This is a genomic window from Microcella sp. (assembly GCF_046296455.1).
Taxonomy (GTDB): Bacteria; Actinomycetota; Actinomycetes; order Actinomycetales; family Microbacteriaceae; genus Microcella.
This window is the reverse complement of sequence record NZ_JBKBLF010000001.1, coordinates 176,035-192,085: the sequence shown is the minus strand read 5'-3', so window position 1 is coordinate 192,085 and position 16,051 is coordinate 176,035. Positions and strand designations below refer to the sequence as shown.

Annotated in this window: 17 protein-coding genes and 1 tRNA gene; 12 read left to right on the top strand and 6 right to left on the bottom strand. The window is 70.6% G+C overall.

All coding sequences use genetic code 11. From position 1 onward, the window contains the following. Nucleotides 1-54: 54 nt before the first annotated feature. From ACK4HH_RS00905 to ACK4HH_RS00890, 4 genes are all read left to right on the top strand, one after another. Complete coding sequence (locus ACK4HH_RS00905; protein WP_409647341.1) at nt 55-1,320, top strand: aspartate kinase; 1,266 nt, start codon at nt 55-57, stop codon at nt 1,318-1,320. A gap of 2 nt (nt 1,321-1,322) precedes the next feature. After that, nucleotides 1,323-2,384 (top strand): aspartate-semialdehyde dehydrogenase, encoded by a 1,062-nt coding sequence (locus ACK4HH_RS00900; RefSeq protein WP_409647338.1) that lies wholly within the window; start codon nt 1,323-1,325, stop codon nt 2,382-2,384. Between the two features lie 11 nt (nt 2,385-2,395). Further along, on the top strand, nt 2,396-3,157 hold the full coding sequence (locus ACK4HH_RS00895) for an SGNH/GDSL hydrolase family protein (RefSeq protein WP_409647336.1): 762 nt from the start codon (nt 2,396-2,398) through the stop codon (nt 3,155-3,157). A 68-nt stretch (nt 3,158-3,225) separates the two neighbouring features. Further along, complete coding sequence (locus ACK4HH_RS00890) at nt 3,226-3,900, top strand: SGNH/GDSL hydrolase family protein (protein ID WP_409647334.1); 675 nt, start codon at nt 3,226-3,228, stop codon at nt 3,898-3,900. Between the two features lie 6 nt (nt 3,901-3,906). Here ACK4HH_RS00890 and ACK4HH_RS00885 read toward each other — a convergent pair whose 3' ends face one another. Further along, the gene (locus tag ACK4HH_RS00885) at nt 3,907-4,554 is read right to left on the bottom strand and encodes a helix-turn-helix domain-containing protein (RefSeq protein WP_409647331.1); all 648 of its coding nucleotides are present in this window, start codon (nt 4,552-4,554) and stop codon (nt 3,907-3,909) included. A gap of 90 nt (nt 4,555-4,644) precedes the next feature. Then, nucleotides 4,645-5,400: a sulfite exporter TauE/SafE family protein gene (locus tag ACK4HH_RS00880; RefSeq protein ID WP_409647328.1), complete on the bottom strand. Its 756-nt coding sequence runs from the start codon at nt 5,398-5,400 to the stop codon at nt 4,645-4,647. 57 nt (nt 5,401-5,457) lie between these two features. On the opposite strand from ACK4HH_RS00880, the gene ACK4HH_RS00875 reads away from it, so the two are divergent. Then, the gene (locus ACK4HH_RS00875; protein ID WP_409647327.1) at nt 5,458-6,930 is read left to right on the top strand and encodes a malate:quinone oxidoreductase; all 1,473 of its coding nucleotides are present in this window, start codon (nt 5,458-5,460) and stop codon (nt 6,928-6,930) included. A gap of 29 nt (nt 6,931-6,959) precedes the next feature. Beyond that, nucleotides 6,960-7,943: a DUF2804 domain-containing protein gene (locus ACK4HH_RS00870; RefSeq protein WP_409647325.1), complete on the top strand. Its 984-nt coding sequence runs from the start codon at nt 6,960-6,962 to the stop codon at nt 7,941-7,943. A 12-nt stretch (nt 7,944-7,955) separates the two neighbouring features. On the opposite strand, the gene galK is transcribed toward ACK4HH_RS00870, so the two are convergent. Continuing rightward, nucleotides 7,956-9,113 carry a galactokinase gene (gene galK, locus ACK4HH_RS00865; RefSeq protein ID WP_409647324.1) on the bottom strand — a complete coding sequence of 386 codons (1,158 nt, stop codon included), beginning with the start codon at nt 9,111-9,113 and terminating at the stop codon, nt 7,956-7,958. Further along, the gene (gene galT / locus ACK4HH_RS00860) at nt 9,106-10,215 is read right to left on the bottom strand and encodes a galactose-1-phosphate uridylyltransferase (RefSeq protein WP_409647321.1); all 1,110 of its coding nucleotides are present in this window, start codon (nt 10,213-10,215) and stop codon (nt 9,106-9,108) included. Before galT ends, galK begins: the two co-directional genes overlap by 8 nt. An 80-nt stretch (nt 10,216-10,295) precedes the next feature. Here galT and ACK4HH_RS00855 point away from each other — a divergent pair, with 80 nt between their 5' ends. From ACK4HH_RS00855 to ACK4HH_RS00845, 3 genes are all read left to right on the top strand, one after another. After that, nucleotides 10,296-11,093: a DeoR/GlpR family DNA-binding transcription regulator gene (locus ACK4HH_RS00855; protein WP_409647319.1), complete on the top strand. Its 798-nt coding sequence runs from the start codon at nt 10,296-10,298 to the stop codon at nt 11,091-11,093. A 4-nt stretch (nt 11,094-11,097) separates the two neighbouring features. After that, a complete protein-coding gene (locus tag ACK4HH_RS00850; protein ID WP_409647317.1) occupies nt 11,098-12,021 on the top strand; it encodes an aldose 1-epimerase family protein in 924 nt (307 codons plus the stop codon). Nucleotides 12,022-12,150: 129 nt separating this feature from the next. Continuing rightward, complete coding sequence (locus ACK4HH_RS00845; RefSeq protein ID WP_409647315.1) at nt 12,151-12,558, top strand: hypothetical protein; 408 nt, start codon at nt 12,151-12,153, stop codon at nt 12,556-12,558. Nucleotides 12,559-12,567: 9 nt separating this feature from the next. Here ACK4HH_RS00845 and ACK4HH_RS00840 read toward each other — a convergent pair. Both ACK4HH_RS00840 and ACK4HH_RS00835 read right to left on the bottom strand, forming a co-directional pair. Then, a tRNA-Lys gene (locus ACK4HH_RS00840) sits at nt 12,568-12,643 on the bottom strand. Between the two features lie 35 nt (nt 12,644-12,678). After that, the gene (locus ACK4HH_RS00835) at nt 12,679-13,803 is read right to left on the bottom strand and encodes a hypothetical protein (protein ID WP_409647312.1); all 1,125 of its coding nucleotides are present in this window, start codon (nt 13,801-13,803) and stop codon (nt 12,679-12,681) included. Between the two features lie 113 nt (nt 13,804-13,916). Between ACK4HH_RS00835 and ACK4HH_RS00830 the strand changes: the two genes are divergently transcribed. The 3 genes from ACK4HH_RS00830 (at nt 13,917) to ACK4HH_RS00820 (ending at nt 15,970) form a co-directional block, all read left to right on the top strand. Then, a complete protein-coding gene (locus tag ACK4HH_RS00830; RefSeq protein ID WP_409647310.1) occupies nt 13,917-14,549 on the top strand; it encodes a DNA-directed RNA polymerase subunit beta in 633 nt (210 codons plus the stop codon). 237 nt (nt 14,550-14,786) lie between these two features. Further along, entirely contained in the window at nt 14,787-15,251 is a 465-nt protein-coding gene (locus tag ACK4HH_RS00825; RefSeq protein ID WP_409647308.1) for a plastocyanin/azurin family copper-binding protein, read from the top strand. A gap of 56 nt (nt 15,252-15,307) precedes the next feature. Beyond that, a complete protein-coding gene (locus ACK4HH_RS00820; protein ID WP_409647305.1) occupies nt 15,308-15,970 on the top strand; it encodes a hypothetical protein in 663 nt (220 codons plus the stop codon). Nucleotides 15,971-16,051 lie beyond the last annotated feature (81 nt).

The window sequence follows — 16,051 nt, the reverse complement described above, 5'->3', positions numbered from 1 at the left end:
GCCGCCACCGTCCGCCCTCAGCCCCGCTGCGCCATCACCCCCAGGAGTCCCGCCGTGAGCCTCATCGTGCAGAAGTTCGGCGGATCGTCGGTGGCCGACGCCGAGAGCATCAAGCGCGTGGCGAAGCGCATCGTCGAGACCCGCAAGGCGGGCAACCAGGTCGTCGTGGCCGTGAGCGCCATGGGTGACACGACCGACGACCTCATCGACCTCGCCCACCAGGTCGCGCCGCTGCCCGACCCCCGCGAGATGGACATGCTGCTGACGACGGGCGAGCGCATCTCGATGGCGCTGCTCGCGATGGCGATCAAGAGCATGGGCCACGATGCGCGCTCGTTCACGGGCAGCCAGGCGGGCATGATCACGGATGCCCAGCACGGCGCCGCCCGCATCGTCGACGTCACTCCGGTGCGCGTGCAAGAGGCCCTCGACGAGGGCGCCATCGCGATCGTGGCAGGCTTCCAGGGCTTCAACCGCGACAGCCGCGACATCACGACGCTCGGTCGCGGCGGCAGCGACACCACCGCCGTCGCGCTCGCCGCCGCGCTCGGCGCGGAGGTCTGCGAGATCTACACCGACGTCGACGGCGTGTTCACGGCCGACCCGCGCGTGGTGAAGAAGGCACACAAGATCACCCGCGTGACATCGGAAGAGATGCTCGAGCTGGCTGCCGCGGGCGCCAAGGTGCTGCACATCCGCGCCGTCGAGTTCGCGCGCCGGCACGGCGTCACGCTGCATGTACGGTCGTCGTTCTCGCCCAATGAGGGCACGTGGGTCGTCACCCCGACAGAGGGAGAAGCAATGGAAGAGCCGATCATCACGGGCGTCGCCGGTGACCTCAGCGAGGCCAAGATCACGGTGGTCGGCGTGCCCGACACCCCAGGCATGGCCGCCGACATCTTCACGATCGTCGCCGAGACCGGGGCGAACATCGACATGATCGTGCAGAACGTGTCGGCCGCCGCGACGAGCCGCACCGACATCAGCTTCACGCTGCCCAAGACCGACGGTGAGAAGGTCATGACGGCCCTGCGTGCGGCGCAGCCCGGCCTCGGATTCGAGTCGCTCGCCTACGACGACCAGATCGGCAAGCTCTCGGTCGTCGGCGGCGGCATGCGCACGAGCGCGGGCGTCTCGGCGCAGCTGTTCACGGCGCTCAAAGACGCCGCGATCAACATGGAGATGATCAGCACCTCCGAGATCCGCATCTCGGTCGTCATGCGCGCCGACATTCTCAACCACGCCCTGCAGATCGTGCACACGGCCTTCGGGCTCGACGGCGAAGCCGAGGCGATCGTCTACGCGGGAACGGGGCGCTGATCATGGGGTCGACGGTCAACATCGGCGTCGTCGGCGCCACCGGCCAGGTCGGCGCCGTCGTGCGCCAGCTGCTGCTCGAGCGCGCCTACCCCGTGGGCGAGCTGCGCTTCTTCGCGAGTGCGCGCAGCGCCGGAACGGTCATCCCGTGGGGCGATCGCGAGATCGTCGTCGAAGATGCCGAGACGGCCGACCCGAGCGGGCTCGACGTCGCCATCTTCAGCGCCGGCGCCACGCTCAGCAAGGCGCAGGCCCCCCGCTTCGCCGCCGCGGGCGTGACCGTGGTCGACAACTCGTCGGGCTGGCGCATGGACCCTGACGTGCCGCTCGTCGTGAGCGAGGTCAACCCGCACGCGATCGATCAGGCCGTCACGGGCATCATCGCCAACCCCAACTGCACGACCATGGCCGCCATGCCCGTGCTCAAGGTGCTCGACGCCGAGGCCGGGCTGCAGCGCCTCATCGTCAGCACTTACCAGGCTGTGTCGGGCGCGGGCCTCGCGGGCGGCGAAGAGCTGCTCGAGCAGGCCAACGCCGTCATCGTGCAAGACGCCATGGGCCTCGTGCACGACGGCGCCGCGGTCGAGTTCCCGCCGCCGGTGAAGTTCCCCAAGAACATCGCCTTCAACGTCATCCCGCAGGCGGGCTCGTTCGTCGACGACGGCCTCGGCGAGACCGATGAAGAGAAGAAGCTGCGCAACGAGTCGCGCAAGATCCTCGAGCTGCCCGAGCTGCTCGTGAGCGGCATCTGCGTGCGCGTTCCGGTGTTCACGGGCCATTCGCTCGCGATCAACGCCGAGTTCGCGCGACCGATCAGCCCCGAGCGCGCGCGCGAACTGCTGGCCGACGCCCCGGGTGTGCAGCTGATGGATGTTCCCACCCCGCTCGACGCCGCCGGAGCCGACCCGAGCCTGGTCGGGCGCATCCGCGCTGACGAGGGCGTGCCCGGGGGCCGCGGCCTCGCGATGTTCATCAGCAACGACAACCTGCGCAAGGGCGCGGCGCTCAACGCCGTGCAGATCGCCGAGCTGCTCGCCGCACGGCTGCTGACCGGCACCGCCGCCTGAGCGGACCGGTCGTGCCCATCGCCTCGTACGCCGCCATCGGCGACAGCTACAGCGAGGGGATGGGCGACGAGCGCCCTGACGGCACGCCGCGGGGCTGGGCCGATCTCGTCGCGGCCGGGCTCGCGCATGCCGCGGGCGGCACGATCGGCTACGCCAACCTCGCCATCCGCGGTCGGCTGCTCGCCCCGATCCTCGACGAGCAACTGCCCGCGGCGCTCGCGCTCGGCCCCGAGCTGCTGAGCATCAACGGCGGTGGCAACGACATCTTGCGCCCCTCGGTCTCGATCGAGGCCGTCGCCGACCGGCTCGTGTCGGCGGCCGAGCGCGCGCGGGCGACCGGGGCGCGCGTCATGATCGTGAGCGGCGGCGACCCCACCCGCCACCTGCCGCTCGGCCGGGTGTTCTCGCGCCGCGGCGACGCACTCGCGGTGGCGGCACGGCACCGACTAGTCGGCACCGACGTGCTCTTCGTCGACAACTGGAGCGACCCGCGCCTGCCCGAGCTGCGCTACTGGTCGGTCGACCGGCTGCACCTCAACGCGCAGGGCCACGCGCTCGCGGCCGCCAACGTGCTCGCCGCGCTCGGTGTCGCTATCGTCCCCGCGCCGATGGCGCCCGATGCCGCCGACGACGTCGAGCGCCCGCGCACGGCCGAGTACTGGCGACGCTACGTGCTGCCCTGGATCGGCCGGCGCCTCACCGGGAGGTCGTCGGGCGACCATCGGCAGGCGAAGCGCCCGACGCTCGAACCGTTCGGCCCCGAGCAGGCGTGACCGCGGGCACCGCGGCCGGGGCTGGGCATCCCGGCGAACCCTCAGCCCGCCCGCGTCGAATAGGTGACATGTTCGCTCGCCGTCGTCTCATCGCCACCGCCCTGCTCGCCGCCGTCGTGGCGCTCACCGCATGCTCTCCGCTCGCCGCGCCGAGCGCCGGCTCGGGCGTGCCCGAGGGCGAGGGGCCGCTCGTCGCCTTCTACGGCGACTCGTACACGCTCGGCACGGGGGCGAGTGACGCGAGCCTGCGCTGGTCGACGCAGATCGCCGAGAGCCGTGGCTGGCGCGAGTTCAATCCGAGCGTCAACGGCCTCGGCTTCGTCAACAACCGCGGCACCTACGGGGCGGGCGACCTGCCCGACCAGATCATCACCCAGCAGCCCGACATCGTCTTCGTGACGATGGGCCTCAACGACAACTTCTCGTACTCGCGGGCCGCGGCCGAGATCGAGGCGCAGATCGCCATCGACCTGCGGCGGCTGCGCGAGGGGCTTCCGGATGCGCGCATCATCGTCGTCGAACCCTTCTGGTACACGGCCGAGCAGCCGGAGTCGCTCGGCATCATCGCCGACTGGGTCGAGCGCGAGGCGGCGAGCATCGGGGCCGACCACATCGCGGGCGCCTCCGACTGGATCGCGGGCCGGCCCGGCGAGATGGCGGCCGACGGCCTGCACCCCAACGACGCGGGCTACGCCCTCATGACGCGCCTCATGGACGAGGCGCTCGTCGGGCTGGGGCTGTAGCGCCCGTCAGGGCAAGAGCCCGCGCAGTTCGCGGGCGGCGGCGCTCACGGCGAGGGAGGCACTGCGGATTGCTTCTGCGGTGGCACGAGATCGGGGAACAGCGACGACGAGAAGGTCGGATGCATCGGGATCGTCGGTATCGATCGCCGCGACGAGCCAGACCGAGTCGGGGTCGTCGAGGTGGCGTACGGTGTCACCGACCGGTGGCTGGTAGCCCCGAAGGCCACCCGCCGCATCCGACCCTTCCGCCACCGCGAATCGCACGGGACGGGTGCTCTCTGCCACGACCAGATGGCGGGCATCGTCGGTGCGGCCGGTCACGAACGTCACCGTCTCATCGACGGCGTCGCGAAGCCTGTCGACGATCGGCCGGGCGATGGCGACCGTCCCGTCGTGGCCTCGCAATCGAGCGGCGAGCGACTTGAGCCTGACCCCGGCGACGTACGGCCCCGAGTCGACCTCTTGTGACGCGAAGCCCGCGTCGCGCAGAACAGCGAGCATGCGGCTTGCCGCGCTTCGATCGACGCCGGTCGCCCGGGCGATCTCTCGAGGGCCTGTGCCACCGGGATGCCTTGAGAGTTCTTCCAGCACGAGGGCAACGCGCTCGATCGTGCTCGTGGTATTCGCGCGGCGCGGCGGCGACGTTTCAGCCACGATGACCCCTCTTCTCGGCGAACGACTCACCGCTCACTGTAACGATGCATTCCGAGCGGTGCGGGCTCGCCGTTCCCCCGTGCGCGCCGCTCAGTCGCGCGGTCGCACGGGCCGCAGGGCCATCTGCACGATGACCCCGAGCAGCAGCGCGGCGAAGAGCCAGCCCGAGACCTGCGGGGGGATCAGGAACGCGAGCCACACGCCGACGAGCGACATCGCGGCGGCGACGGCGCCCATCATGAGCCCCTCCTGCCAGCGCACGAGCCCGGCCCGCAGGTTGGGCAGGGTGCCGGCGATCGCGCCGGGGATCATCGCGAGCAGCGACGTGCCCTTGGCCAGCAGGTCGCCCACTCCGAACACGGCGATCAGCACGGGCACCGCGACGATGCCGCCGCCGACGCCGAGCAGACCCGCGAGCACGCCCATGAGCACGCCCAGGGCCACGAGGCCGAGCACCGTCGCCACGCCGTAGTCGAGGGCGCCATCGCGCGCGGGTACGACGAAGACGAGCCGCAGCGCCGTGGCCAGCAGCCCGGCGATGAAGATCCACTTCAGCCAGACGAGCGAGATGCGCCGCAGCAGCAGTGCCCCAAGCGGTGTGCCCGCGATGGCCCCGGCCGCGATGATTGCGGCGGCGATGAGGTCGATCTGCCCGCGCGCGCCGTAGAGCGAGGCGCTCAGCGCGGCGGGCGGGATGATCGCGAGAAGCGAGGTGGCGGATGCCCGGCGCTGGTCGAAGCGCATCCAGGCCATGAGCAGCGGCACCATGATGAACCCGCCGCCGACGCCGAAGAGCCCCGAGAACAGGCCCCCGATTGCTCCGATCGCAAGAAGGGGCAGAATCACCGGGCCAGCCTAGTCGGGCCGGGTCGACGCCCTGTTGAGCGCGACTAAACTGGGGGCGTGACTGAACCCATCGACGTCGTCCTCATCGGCGGCGGCATCATGAGCGCGACCCTCGGCACGATGCTGCGTCAGCTCGAGCCCGAGTGGGATATCCGCATCTACGAGCGCCTGAGCGATGTCGCTCTCGAGAGCTCGAACCCCTGGAACAACGCCGGCACGGGCCACGCCGCGCTGTGCGAGCTCAACTACACGCCCGAGCGGCCCGACGGCTCGATCGAGATCACGAATGCCGTGAAGGTCAACGAGCAGTTCCAGGTCTCGCGCCAGTTCTGGTCGTACCTCGTCGGCAAGGGCCTGCTGCCCGAGCCGAGCGCCTTCCTCACCGCGACGCCGCACATGAGCCTCGTCTGGGGCGAGAGCAACGTCGAGTACCTGCGAAAGCGCTACGAGGCGCTCAAAGACCACCCGCTCTTCGCCGGCATGGAGTTCAGCGACGACGCCGCCGTGATCCGACGGTGGGCCCCCCTCACGATCCCCGGCCGGGCCAAGGCGCAGCCGATCGCCGCGACGCGCATGGCCGCGGGCACCGATGTCGACTTCGGTGCGCTCACCCAGCTGCTCATGAACGGCCTCGTGGCGAGCGGGGCGACGCTGCACGTCGAGCACAGCGTGACGGGCATCCGGCGCACGAAAGACGGGCTGTGGAAGCTGCGCCTGCGGCAGGAGGTCGGCACGACGCCCGTCGAGGTCACCGCGCGGTTCGTCTTCGTCGGCGCCGGTGGCCACGCGCTGCCACTGCTGCAGAAGAGCGGCATCAAAGAGATCCGCGGTTTCGGCGGCTTCCCGGTCAGCGGCCAGTGGCTGCGCACCGACAACCCCGCCGTCGTCGCGAAGCACCACGCCAAGGTGTACGGCAAGGCCTCGGTCGGCGCCCCGCCCATGTCGGTGCCGCACCTCGATACGCGCGTCGTCGACGGCACGCCGAGCCTGCTGTTCGGCCCCTACGCGGGCTTCACCCCCAAGTTCTTGAAGACCGGCTCGTGGTTCGACCTGTTCGGCTCGATCCGCTGGCACAACCTCGTGCCGATGCTGCAGGTGGGCCTCAAGAACTTCGACCTCGTGAAGTACCTGGTGGGCGAGCTGCTCGCCTCGCGATCGCAGAAGCTGGATGCCCTGCGCGAGTTCTACCCGGGCGCCGACGGCGCCGACTGGTACCAGCAGACCGCGGGCCAGCGCGTGCAGATCATCAAGAACATCCCCGGCAAGGGCGGCACGCTGCAGTTCGGCACCGAGGTCGTGGCCTCGGCCGACGGATCGATCGCGGGCCTGCTGGGCGCCTCGCCCGGGGCGTCGACGGCGCCCTCGATCATGATCGACCTCATCGAGCGGTGCTTTCCCGAGAAGCTCGAGGGCTGGAGGCCCGGGCTGCTCGCGATGGTGCCGAGCTACGGTCGCCAGGTCTCTGACGACCCGGCGCTCGCCGACGAGCTGCTCGAGAGCACGGCCGCGACGCTCGCGATCGCGCGCTGAGCCCCCCGCACCGCCGAGAGCCCGCACCGATGCCGCTGCGTGAGATCACCGAGCCCGTCGACCTCTGCCTGCCGACCGGTCGGCTGAACCCGGCCGCGGTCGGGCGTACCCGCACGCCCCTGCACCGCTCGCCCCTGCGCGGCTGGGGCCGCACCAAGCGGTGGGAATACTGGGGCATCATGACGCCCGGCTGGTTCGTGGGGCTCACGGTCTCGAGCCTCGACTACGCGGCCGTGCCGTCGATCTACCTCGTGAACCGTGCGACCGGCGAGCATCGCACGATCGGCGGCCTCGTGCCGTTCGCGCGCGGCACGAGCATCCCCGACACCCTGCCGCCCTTCGAGGCGAGCACGCGGTGGGGGCGCGGCAACGAGCTGCGGATGACCTCCGCGGGCTCGGGCACGAGCATCCACGGCACCGCACCGGGGTTCGCGATCGACGTGACGAGCCCCGACGCCGGAGACGCGCTCGGCGTGGTCGTGCCGTGGAGCGACCGCCTCTTCCAGTACACGCTGAAAGACGTGGCCCGCCCGGTGTCGGGCGCGATCACCGTCGACGGCCGCGACTACCCGGTCGCCGAGGGCAGCTGGGCGGTGCTCGACCGCGGGCGCGGCCGCTGGCCGTACCGCATGACCTGGAACTGGGCCGCGGGCTCGGGGCTCGTCGAGGGCCAGCGCATCGGCCTGCAGCTGGGCGGGAAGTGGACCGACGGTACCGGTTCGACCGAGAACGCCCTGTTCGTCGACGGCGTGCAGCACTACCTCGACGAAGAGCTGACCTGGCAGTACGACCTCGACGACGAGCACTCGCCGTGGCGCATCGTCGGCGAGCACGCCGACGTCACCCTCACGCCCTGGCACCGGCGCGTCGAGCGCACGAACGCGCTCGTCGTCGCGAGCACTATCCATCAGGCGCTGGGTACGTGGCGCGGGTGGATGCTCGACGCGAGCGGCACGCGCTTCAGCGTCGACGGCCTCACCGGCTGGGCCGAGCAGGCGCAGAACCGCTGGTAGCCGCCCGGCTCCCTAGTTGCGGGCGGCCCCGTCGGAGGCCGTGACGACGAACGTGTCGGGCTGGCCGAAGGCGTGCTCGCCGAAGGCGTTGTCGACGGCGACCTGCACGCGCGAGAGGTCGCCGACCCGCACGAGCGCGATGGCCGCACCGCCGAATCCGCCCCCCGTCATGCGGGCGCCGATCGCGCCGGCGCCGACGGCCGTCTCGACCGCGAGGTCGAGCTCGGGCACCGAGATCTCGAAGTCGTCGCGCATGCTGCGGTGCGAGGCATCCAGCAGGTCGCCGATCGCCGAAGCGCCCTGCGCCTTCAGCACCGCGACGGTGTCGAGCACACGCTGGTTCTCGGTGATGACGTGGCGGATGCGCCGGAAGGTCACATCGTCGAGCAGCTGTTGCGCGCGCGGCAGGTCGTCGACCGTCAGGTCGCGCAGCGAGGATGCGCCCATCGCCGCGGCCCCGCGCTCGCACGCGGCACGGCGCTCGCCGTACCCGCCCGTGGCGTGGCTGTGCTTGACCCCGGTGTCGATCACCAGAATCGCGAGCCCGGCCTCGGCGAGTCCGAGCGGCACGAGCTCGCTCTCGAGCGTGCGGCAGTCGAGGAAGACGGCGTGGTCGGCCTGGCCGAGCAGTGACGCCGACTGGTCCATGATGCCCGTGGGTGCGCCGACGGCGACGTTCTCGGCGCGCTGGCCGACGCGAGCGAGGGTGCGGCGGTCGAGGCCCAGACGCCAGACGTCGTTGAGCGCCAGCGCGACCGCGCTCTCGATCGCGGCCGAGCTCGACAGCCCGGCCCCGACGGGAACGTCGGAGTCGATGAACAGGTCGACGCCGGGGACGGCGCCGAGGTCGGCGCCGAACTCGCTGAACGCCCAGGCCACGCCGAGCGGATAGGCCGACCAGCCGCCGAGCGCGGCGGGCGAGAGGGCATCGAGGTCGATCTCGGCCAGTTCGTCGGCGAAGGTGCTCGCGACACGCACGCGGCGGTCGTCGCGCACGCCGAGCGCCACGACCGTGCGGCGGTCGATCGCGAACGGCAGCACGAAGCCCTCGTTGTAGTCGGTGTGCTCGCCGATGAGGTTGACGCGCCCGGGGGCCGACCAGAGACCGTCGGGTGCGGTGCCGAAGACAGCCTCGAAGCCCGCGCGCGCGTCGTCGCGGATGTCAGTCATTGCCGGTGCTCTCGATTCCTTCACGGATGAATGCGGCCTGGGCCTCGGGGGCGACGTCGCCGATGAAGGCGCCCATCGCGGCTTCCGAGCCGGCCAGGTACTTCAGTCTGTCAGCGCCGCGCCGGGGGCTCGTCACCTGCAGCATGAGGCGCACGGTCTCGCGCCCGACGTGCACGGGCGCCTGGTGCCACGCGGCGATGTACGGCGTCGGCGTCGGGTAGAGCGCATCGATGCCGCGCAGCAGGCGGCGGTAGAACGGCGCCAGTTCGTCTTTCTCCGCCTCGGTGAGCGCCGCAAAGTCGGGCACGTGCCGGTGCGGCAGCACGTGCACCTCGATGGGCCAGCGCGCGGCGAAGGGCACGAAGGCGGTGAAGTGCTCGCCGCGCAGCACGACCCGGTCGCTCGACTGCTCGCTCTCGAGCACGTGCGCGAAGAGGTCGGGGCCGACGGCGTCGATCGAGCGCAGCAGCGTGCGCGTGCGCGGGGTCACGAAGGGGTAGGCGTAGATCTGCCCGTGGGGGTGCGGCAGGGTCACGCCGATCTCGGCGCCGCGGTTCTCGAAGGGGAACACCTGCTGGATGCCCGGCAGGGCACTGAGCGCCGCCGTGCGGTGGGCCCATGCCTCGATCACGGTGCGCGCGCGGCTCACGCTCTGCGAGCCGAACGAGCCCTCGTGGTCGGGCGAGAAGCACACGACCTCGCAGCGCCCGACGCTCGTGCGCAGCCGGCCGATGCCGATCTCGGCTAGGTCGTCGAGGCCGGCCGGGGCGTTCTCGTGCGTCAGCGCGGGGCCGAAGCTCGGGGAACGGTTCTCGAAGACGGCGACGTCGTAGTTGCTAGGGATCTCGCTCGGGTTCGCCGCGCTCGCCGGAGCGAGCGGGTCCTGATCCGGCGGCGGCATGAACACGCGGTTCTGCCGGTTGCTCGCGATCGACACCCACTCGCCCGTCAGCACGTCTTGCCGCATGCTCGCCGTCTCGGGCCGCGGGTCGAGCACGCGGCGGTCGATCGAGCGCTCGGGCCCGAGCGTCGTGTCGGCGTCGTCGACGTAGATGAGCTCGCGGCCGTCGGCGAGCGTCGTGGAATGGAAGCGGATCGTCACCTCACGATGCTAGAGCCGGATGCTTGCGAAACCGCAAGCGGTACGCTTTCGATTTCGACAGATCTCGAAAGGGGCCGCTCATGGATGCCGCTCCCGTGCGCCGCGACCGCATGGCGGCATCCATCGCCCGACGGGGGTTCGCCCGCGTCGCCGATCTCGCCCGCGAGTTGCAGGTGAGCGAGGTCACCGTGCGCACCGACCTGGCCGCGCTCGAGACCGAGGGCCGCATCACGCGCGTGCACGGCGGTGCGATGCCGCGCGGTCTCGTGGCCGAGCGCGAGTCGAGCCTCGAGCAATCGCGCACGCGGCTCACGCGGGCCAAGCGGGCGATCGCCGCCGAGACCGCGGCGCGCGTGCGCTCGGGCGAGAGCATCCTGCTCGATGTCGGCTCGACGACGCTCGCCGTCGCTCACGCGCTCGTCGATCGCCCCGACCTCGACGAGGTCGTGATCGTCACGAACGGGCTCGCGATCGCCCTCGCGCTCGAGCCCGCCATTCCGCGCTTCACGGTCGTCGTCACGGGCGGCACGGTGCGGTCGCTGCAGCACTCGCTCGTCAACCCGCTCGCCACGACCCTGCTCGACGACGTGCGCGTCGACCTCGCCATCCTCGGCGCCACGGGCATCGACGCCGAGGCGGGCGTCACGAACGTCAACCTGCCCGAGGCCGAGGTGAAGCGCCGCATGGTCGCGAGCGCCGCCCGCCGCGTGCTCGCCGCCGACTCGAGCAAGATCGGCCAGGTGCACCTCGGCCGCGTCGCCACGCTCGACGAGCTCGACGAGCTCATCACCGACGATGCGGCGACGGATGCGCGGCTCGCGCCCCTTCGCGACGCGCGTCTCGTCGTCACACCGGTGAGCGTCGCGCGCGTACAGTGACCGCATGACCACTCCTCCCACGGGCGAGCAGTACGCCCTGCACCATGACGGAGCGCACGGCCCAGTCGAGGCCGTCATCACCTCGGTGGCCGCGGCGCTGCGGGTATTGACCGTCGATGGGCACGATCTCGTGCAGGGCTTCGACGAGCACGTCACCCCGCCGTTCGGGTGCGGCATCGTGCTCGTGCCGTGGCCCAATCGCGTGCGCGACGGTCGCTGGGTGCACGAGGGCGCCGCCCTGCAGCTCGACCTGACCGAGGTCGATCGCACGAACGCGATCCACGGCCTGCTGCGCAATACCCCGTACCAGCTCGTCGAGAAGACCGACGACGCCGTCACGCTCGGCGCAGCCGTCGTGCCGCAGCACGGCTACCCCTTCCACCTCTGGACCACGGTCGAGTACCGGCTCACCGGCAACGGCGTCACCGTGACGCACGCCGTCACCAACCTCGGCGACCACGCCGCGCCCTACGCCGTCGGCACGCACCCGTTCATCCGGGTCGGATCTCACCCCGTCGACGAGCTCACCATCACGGCGCGCACGGTCGAGCACGTCATGGTCGACGAGCGGCTCAACCCCGTCGGGCTTGAGCCGGCGGCGGGGCAGTGGGATCTCACCGCGGGCCGTGTCGTCGGCGAGCTCGCGCTCGACGATGCCTTTCGCGTGCAGCCCGACGACGACGGCGTCATCCGCACCGTGCTGTCGGCCGCCGACGGCACCGAGACCGAGGTGTGGCAGAACGGCGACTGGGAGTGGCTGCAGCTGTTCATCACGCGCAGCTTTCCGACCGCGAACGGCGCCGTCACGGCGATCGCGGTCGAGCCCATGACCGCGCCGGCCGACGCACTCAACTCCGGCGTCGGCCTGCGCTGGATCGAGCCCGGCGCCTCGTGGGCGGGCAGCTGGGGTATCTGCCGCCCGGCCTGAGCCCCGCATCCATCACCGCCGCCCGCGAACGGGGGGTGACCCGCGCGCCGTGCGGGTGATTGGATGAGCGAGGGGGCTGGGGAATGCTTCCCGCGTGCGGCCCGCACGCTTTCGACGGGGGAGTCGACCATGGCCATTGCACCGAAGACCATCGCGATGATCGCTGGGGGGTTGGTCGTCGTCGGGGGAGGCTTCGCGCTCGCGCCCACGCTCGGTGACCTGTTCACGCAAGCGGTCGCGCCGTCGACCGCGATCGTGGGCGATGAGATCGAGTTCGAGGTCAACGCCAACGGTGAGACCTACGGCAGCCCGCTCAATGACCGCGTGCCCGACCTCATCCTGGCCCGCGCCGAGGGCGGCAAGACCGGATACATTCGCGTGAGCGAGCTGGAGTTCGCGCGCAACCTGTGGCGGTCGACCTCTGACCCCAACGCCGTCTACGACATTCCCGTCTACGAGTCCGACGGCGAGACCGAGATCGGCGTCTTCCGCGTGCTGAAAGACACTCCCGGCCCGCGCGACGGCTTCAACAACTGACTCGAGTAGTGGTGGGCCCCGTCGGGCTCGAACCGACGACCCGCGGATTAAAAGTCCGCTGCTCTGCCAACTGAGCTAGAGGCCCCCCATAACAGTACCGGTCGCGGTGCTGCGACGGGATCAGCGTGTGCGGCTGAGGGAGCGCCGTGCAACGAGAAGTGCCAGGCCGAAGGCGATGAGCAGGGCCGCTCCCGCGCTGATCGCCATCGCGTCGGAGGGCTCGATGCCCGTGTCAGCGAGTTCCGGTTCGTCAGGTTCGCCGATGGCAAGACTGCCGGTCGGCCCCCACAGCTCGAAGAGCGCGCTCATCTCGATCGGTGCCCATGTGAGGTCTGACACCCCTGACCACTCCGAGAACTCTCCCGCCGCCCAGTCGTCGCTGCTCGTGGAACGGTACGTGGTCAGCACCAGGGTGTAGGCGCCCGGCGCCAGAGTAGCGACGAACTCGGGAGCCTGATCGTCAGAAATGTAGGTGACCCCGTCGTTGACGAACGAGACGTCGTCGACCGGCCGGTCGTCATTGCACGAGACGAGTCCCGACTCGGGTTCGGTGGGGTCGAAGGCCGTGTAGACGGCCAAGAAGAAGTCTTGAGAGGGGTAATAGGGCTGACCCCACTGGAGGTCTTCATCGACCGGCTCGACATCGATGACGCGGAAGGTGAAGTCACCCGACTCCGAGATGATGATCGGCAGCGTTCGGTAGGGGTGGTACCCCGCTTCCATCGTGCATTCCGCGTCTCCGCCCAGGGTGACGTCCGTGCCCAGCGCATCGAGGCCGATACTGAAGTCGTCGATCTCGATCGGCATGGCAACGCGGTTGGTGGCCAGAAGCGCACCCGACGGAGCATCGCCCGCCACCGCGATCGATACGTCGATGTCGATGTCGTCGGCCTCGAAGGTGAGCTCGAGGTCGACCTCGTCGTCGACCGACATCGTGTAGGTCGGCGAGCCAGAGGGTACGACGAAAGAGTTGATGTCGCTCGCCTCGGCGGGCACATCGATCGCGTTCAAGCCGGCGAGATCGGTGACCAGCCAGTCGCCGCAGTTCAGCAGCGTGATCGTGAGTGATTCGCCGGGCAGGATCACCTGGTTGTCGTTCGAGCCTTCGCCGATCGCGCAGTCCACAGAGATCGACGTGCGCGTATCAGTCGCGCCGCCGAGTGCAGACGCGGTTCCCGCACCGGCGAGTGCCACGACCGACGAGAGCACCAAGAGCGACGAGACGCGGAGCGTGGTGCGAGACATGACAACCCCCGAGTTGGTGAATACGATTCGACCGAGCCTACCGAGCACAGGGGCTCGCGAACCAGATCTCCATGAGAAAAAGCGACCACCGGCGCAGGGTTAGCGTTGAGGCCATGAACGATCGCCCCATGCGCCCCGTGCGGCGGCCGTCGAGCGCCTTCGACGCGATCGAGGGCGGGCTCGACCCCGCCGTCGCGCTGCGCATCGCGCACGACTCGGCCCGCGCGCTCGTGCACCGGGTGCGTTCGAGCGACGACCCCGACCTGGTCGAGCGCATGGTCGCCTTCACCGATGAGCACGGCCTCGACACGCTCGCCGAGCTGTGGTCGCGCGCGGGTGCCCGCACGCTGCCGGGTGCGCTCTGGCGGCTGTCGCTGCTGCGCGCGCTCATCCGGCAGGACCCGGCGGGCACGGCGCTACTGTTCCAGCGCGGCAGCGAGGTGCTGTCGACCGCGGATGTCGTCGTGGCCGGGGCGGAAAGCCCGACGGGCCCGGACGAGATCCGCGTGCTCGCCGATGCCGTGCTGCGGGGCGTCTACGACGGCGACGTCGCGGTCGCGTTCGATCGCGCCGCCGCCTTCTGCCGCACCGCCGCGGCCGGCGCCGCCGATCTTGCCGACGACGCGGATGCCGCGGCCGACGATTCCCGCGCCGCCGAGCTCACGGCGCGCGCCGCCCGCCTCACGTCGAGCGGCCGCGACTTCACGGCCTGCGCCGCCCTCGAGCGCGCCGGTTCGCTCGACTGAGCCCGAGCATCCACCGCCCGGGAATGCCGTGCAGGGTCACCCGGTTACACTGCTGTAGCCGGGCCGCAGTAACCCCGGGCTCCAATATTTGCCGCTCCGAGCGGCCACTCGCCGAGAGGCGTTCTGCGGCCCGGCTTTCTCATGCCCTCGAGCTCTCGCTCGGGCCCTCAACCTGAGAGTGCGCTGAGCAACGCCACCTCGGCCAAACCCCGCACCCCGGGGTGCCGAACACCTGGCATGTCACCGACCGCACGCACCATCCGCTCCGGGCTCGCCATCGCAGCCCTGCCGCTCGTGCTCGCCGCACTCGTGGGATGCACCGGCAACACGCCGGCCATCATCGCGACGTCGACGAGCCTGCCGCAGGCCGCGGAGGAGTCGCTCGAGGCGGGACCGAACGAGGTCATCACGATCGGACTCCGGTTCATGCCGGACGACATCACGGTGCCCGTCGGAACCACCGTCACCTGGCGCAACGGCGAGACCATCGGGCACACGATCACATCGGGTGCCTGGGGCGACGTCAACGAGAGCACCGGGCTGCGCGGTTCGCAGTCGGCCGACGGCCTGTTCGATCACGCGCTCGCGCCGATGGGGCAGGAGGGGGACACGTTCTCGTTCACCTTCACCGAGCCGGGGGAGTACCTGTACTTCTGCATGCCGCACCTCACGATGAACGCTCGCGTCATCGTCGAGGGCTAGGCAGCCGGCCCGCACCAACACCAACAGCACCACAACCAACTAAGGGGAATCACATCATGCGCAAGTCCATCGCATTCGCCGGCCTCGGCCTGGCTGCCGCTCTCGTTCTCTCGGGCTGCTCGACCGCTGCCGAGGCGGAGGCCCCCATGGAGGAGGCCGCCGTCATCGACACCGTCAACAGCGACGGCTCGGCCCTTCGTGCCCAGCTCACCGCTCTGCTCGCCGACCACGTGTACCTCGCCGGTGCCGCGATCGACCAGGCGCTGCAGGATGGCGGAGACCTGACCACCGCCAACGTGCAGGCCGCTGTGGCCGCTCTCGACGAGAACTCGGTCGAGGTCGCCGCGCTCGTCGGTTCGGCGTACCCCGACGCAGAGCAGCCGTTCCTCGACTCGTGGCGCTCGCACATCCCGTTCTTCGTCAACTACACGCTCGGCAAGGCGACCGGTGACGACGCGCTCGCCGAGCAGGCCGTCGCCGACCTCGGCGCCTACGCGGTGTCGTTCGGCCAGCTGATCAACTCGGTCGTTCCCGAGCTGCCGGCCGAGGCCGTGCAGGCCGAGCTCGAGATGCACGCGACGACCCTGCTCGCGGCGATCGACGCCAACATCGCGAACGACCCGGCCTACTTCGACCTGCTCAAGGAGGCCGCGAGCCACATGCCGATGACCGCGACCGCGCTCGCCGGCGGCATCGCGACCAACCTGGGCATCCAGTAGTCGCCAGCATGACCCAGCGCGACGCCCGGTAGGGGCCGAACGCTGACCACCGGCCGGGGGGGAGGGGACCCGAGCCCCACC

Coding starts and splice junctions, on each gene's coding strand:
- ACK4HH_RS00890 (WP_409647334.1), top strand. CDS start 3,226: ATGTTCGCTCGCCGTCGTCTCATCGCCACCGCCCTGCTCGCCGCCGTC.
- ACK4HH_RS00845 (WP_409647315.1), top strand. CDS start 12,151: ATGGCCATTGCACCGAAGACCATCGCGATGATCGCTGGGGGGTTGGTC.
- ACK4HH_RS00820 (WP_409647305.1), top strand. CDS start 15,308: ATGCGCAAGTCCATCGCATTCGCCGGCCTCGGCCTGGCTGCCGCTCTC.
- galK (WP_409647324.1), bottom strand. CDS start 9,113: ATGACTGACATCCGCGACGACGCGCGCGCGGGCTTCGAGGCTGTCTTC.
- ACK4HH_RS00900 (WP_409647338.1), top strand. CDS start 1,323: ATGGGGTCGACGGTCAACATCGGCGTCGTCGGCGCCACCGGCCAGGTC.
- ACK4HH_RS00835 (WP_409647312.1), bottom strand. CDS start 13,803: ATGTCTCGCACCACGCTCCGCGTCTCGTCGCTCTTGGTGCTCTCGTCG.
- ACK4HH_RS00870 (WP_409647325.1), top strand. CDS start 6,960: ATGCCGCTGCGTGAGATCACCGAGCCCGTCGACCTCTGCCTGCCGACC.
- ACK4HH_RS00850 (WP_409647317.1), top strand. CDS start 11,098: ATGACCACTCCTCCCACGGGCGAGCAGTACGCCCTGCACCATGACGGA.
- ACK4HH_RS00825 (WP_409647308.1), top strand. CDS start 14,787: ATGTCACCGACCGCACGCACCATCCGCTCCGGGCTCGCCATCGCAGCC.
- ACK4HH_RS00830 (WP_409647310.1), top strand. CDS start 13,917: ATGAACGATCGCCCCATGCGCCCCGTGCGGCGGCCGTCGAGCGCCTTC.
- ACK4HH_RS00855 (WP_409647319.1), top strand. CDS start 10,296: ATGGATGCCGCTCCCGTGCGCCGCGACCGCATGGCGGCATCCATCGCC.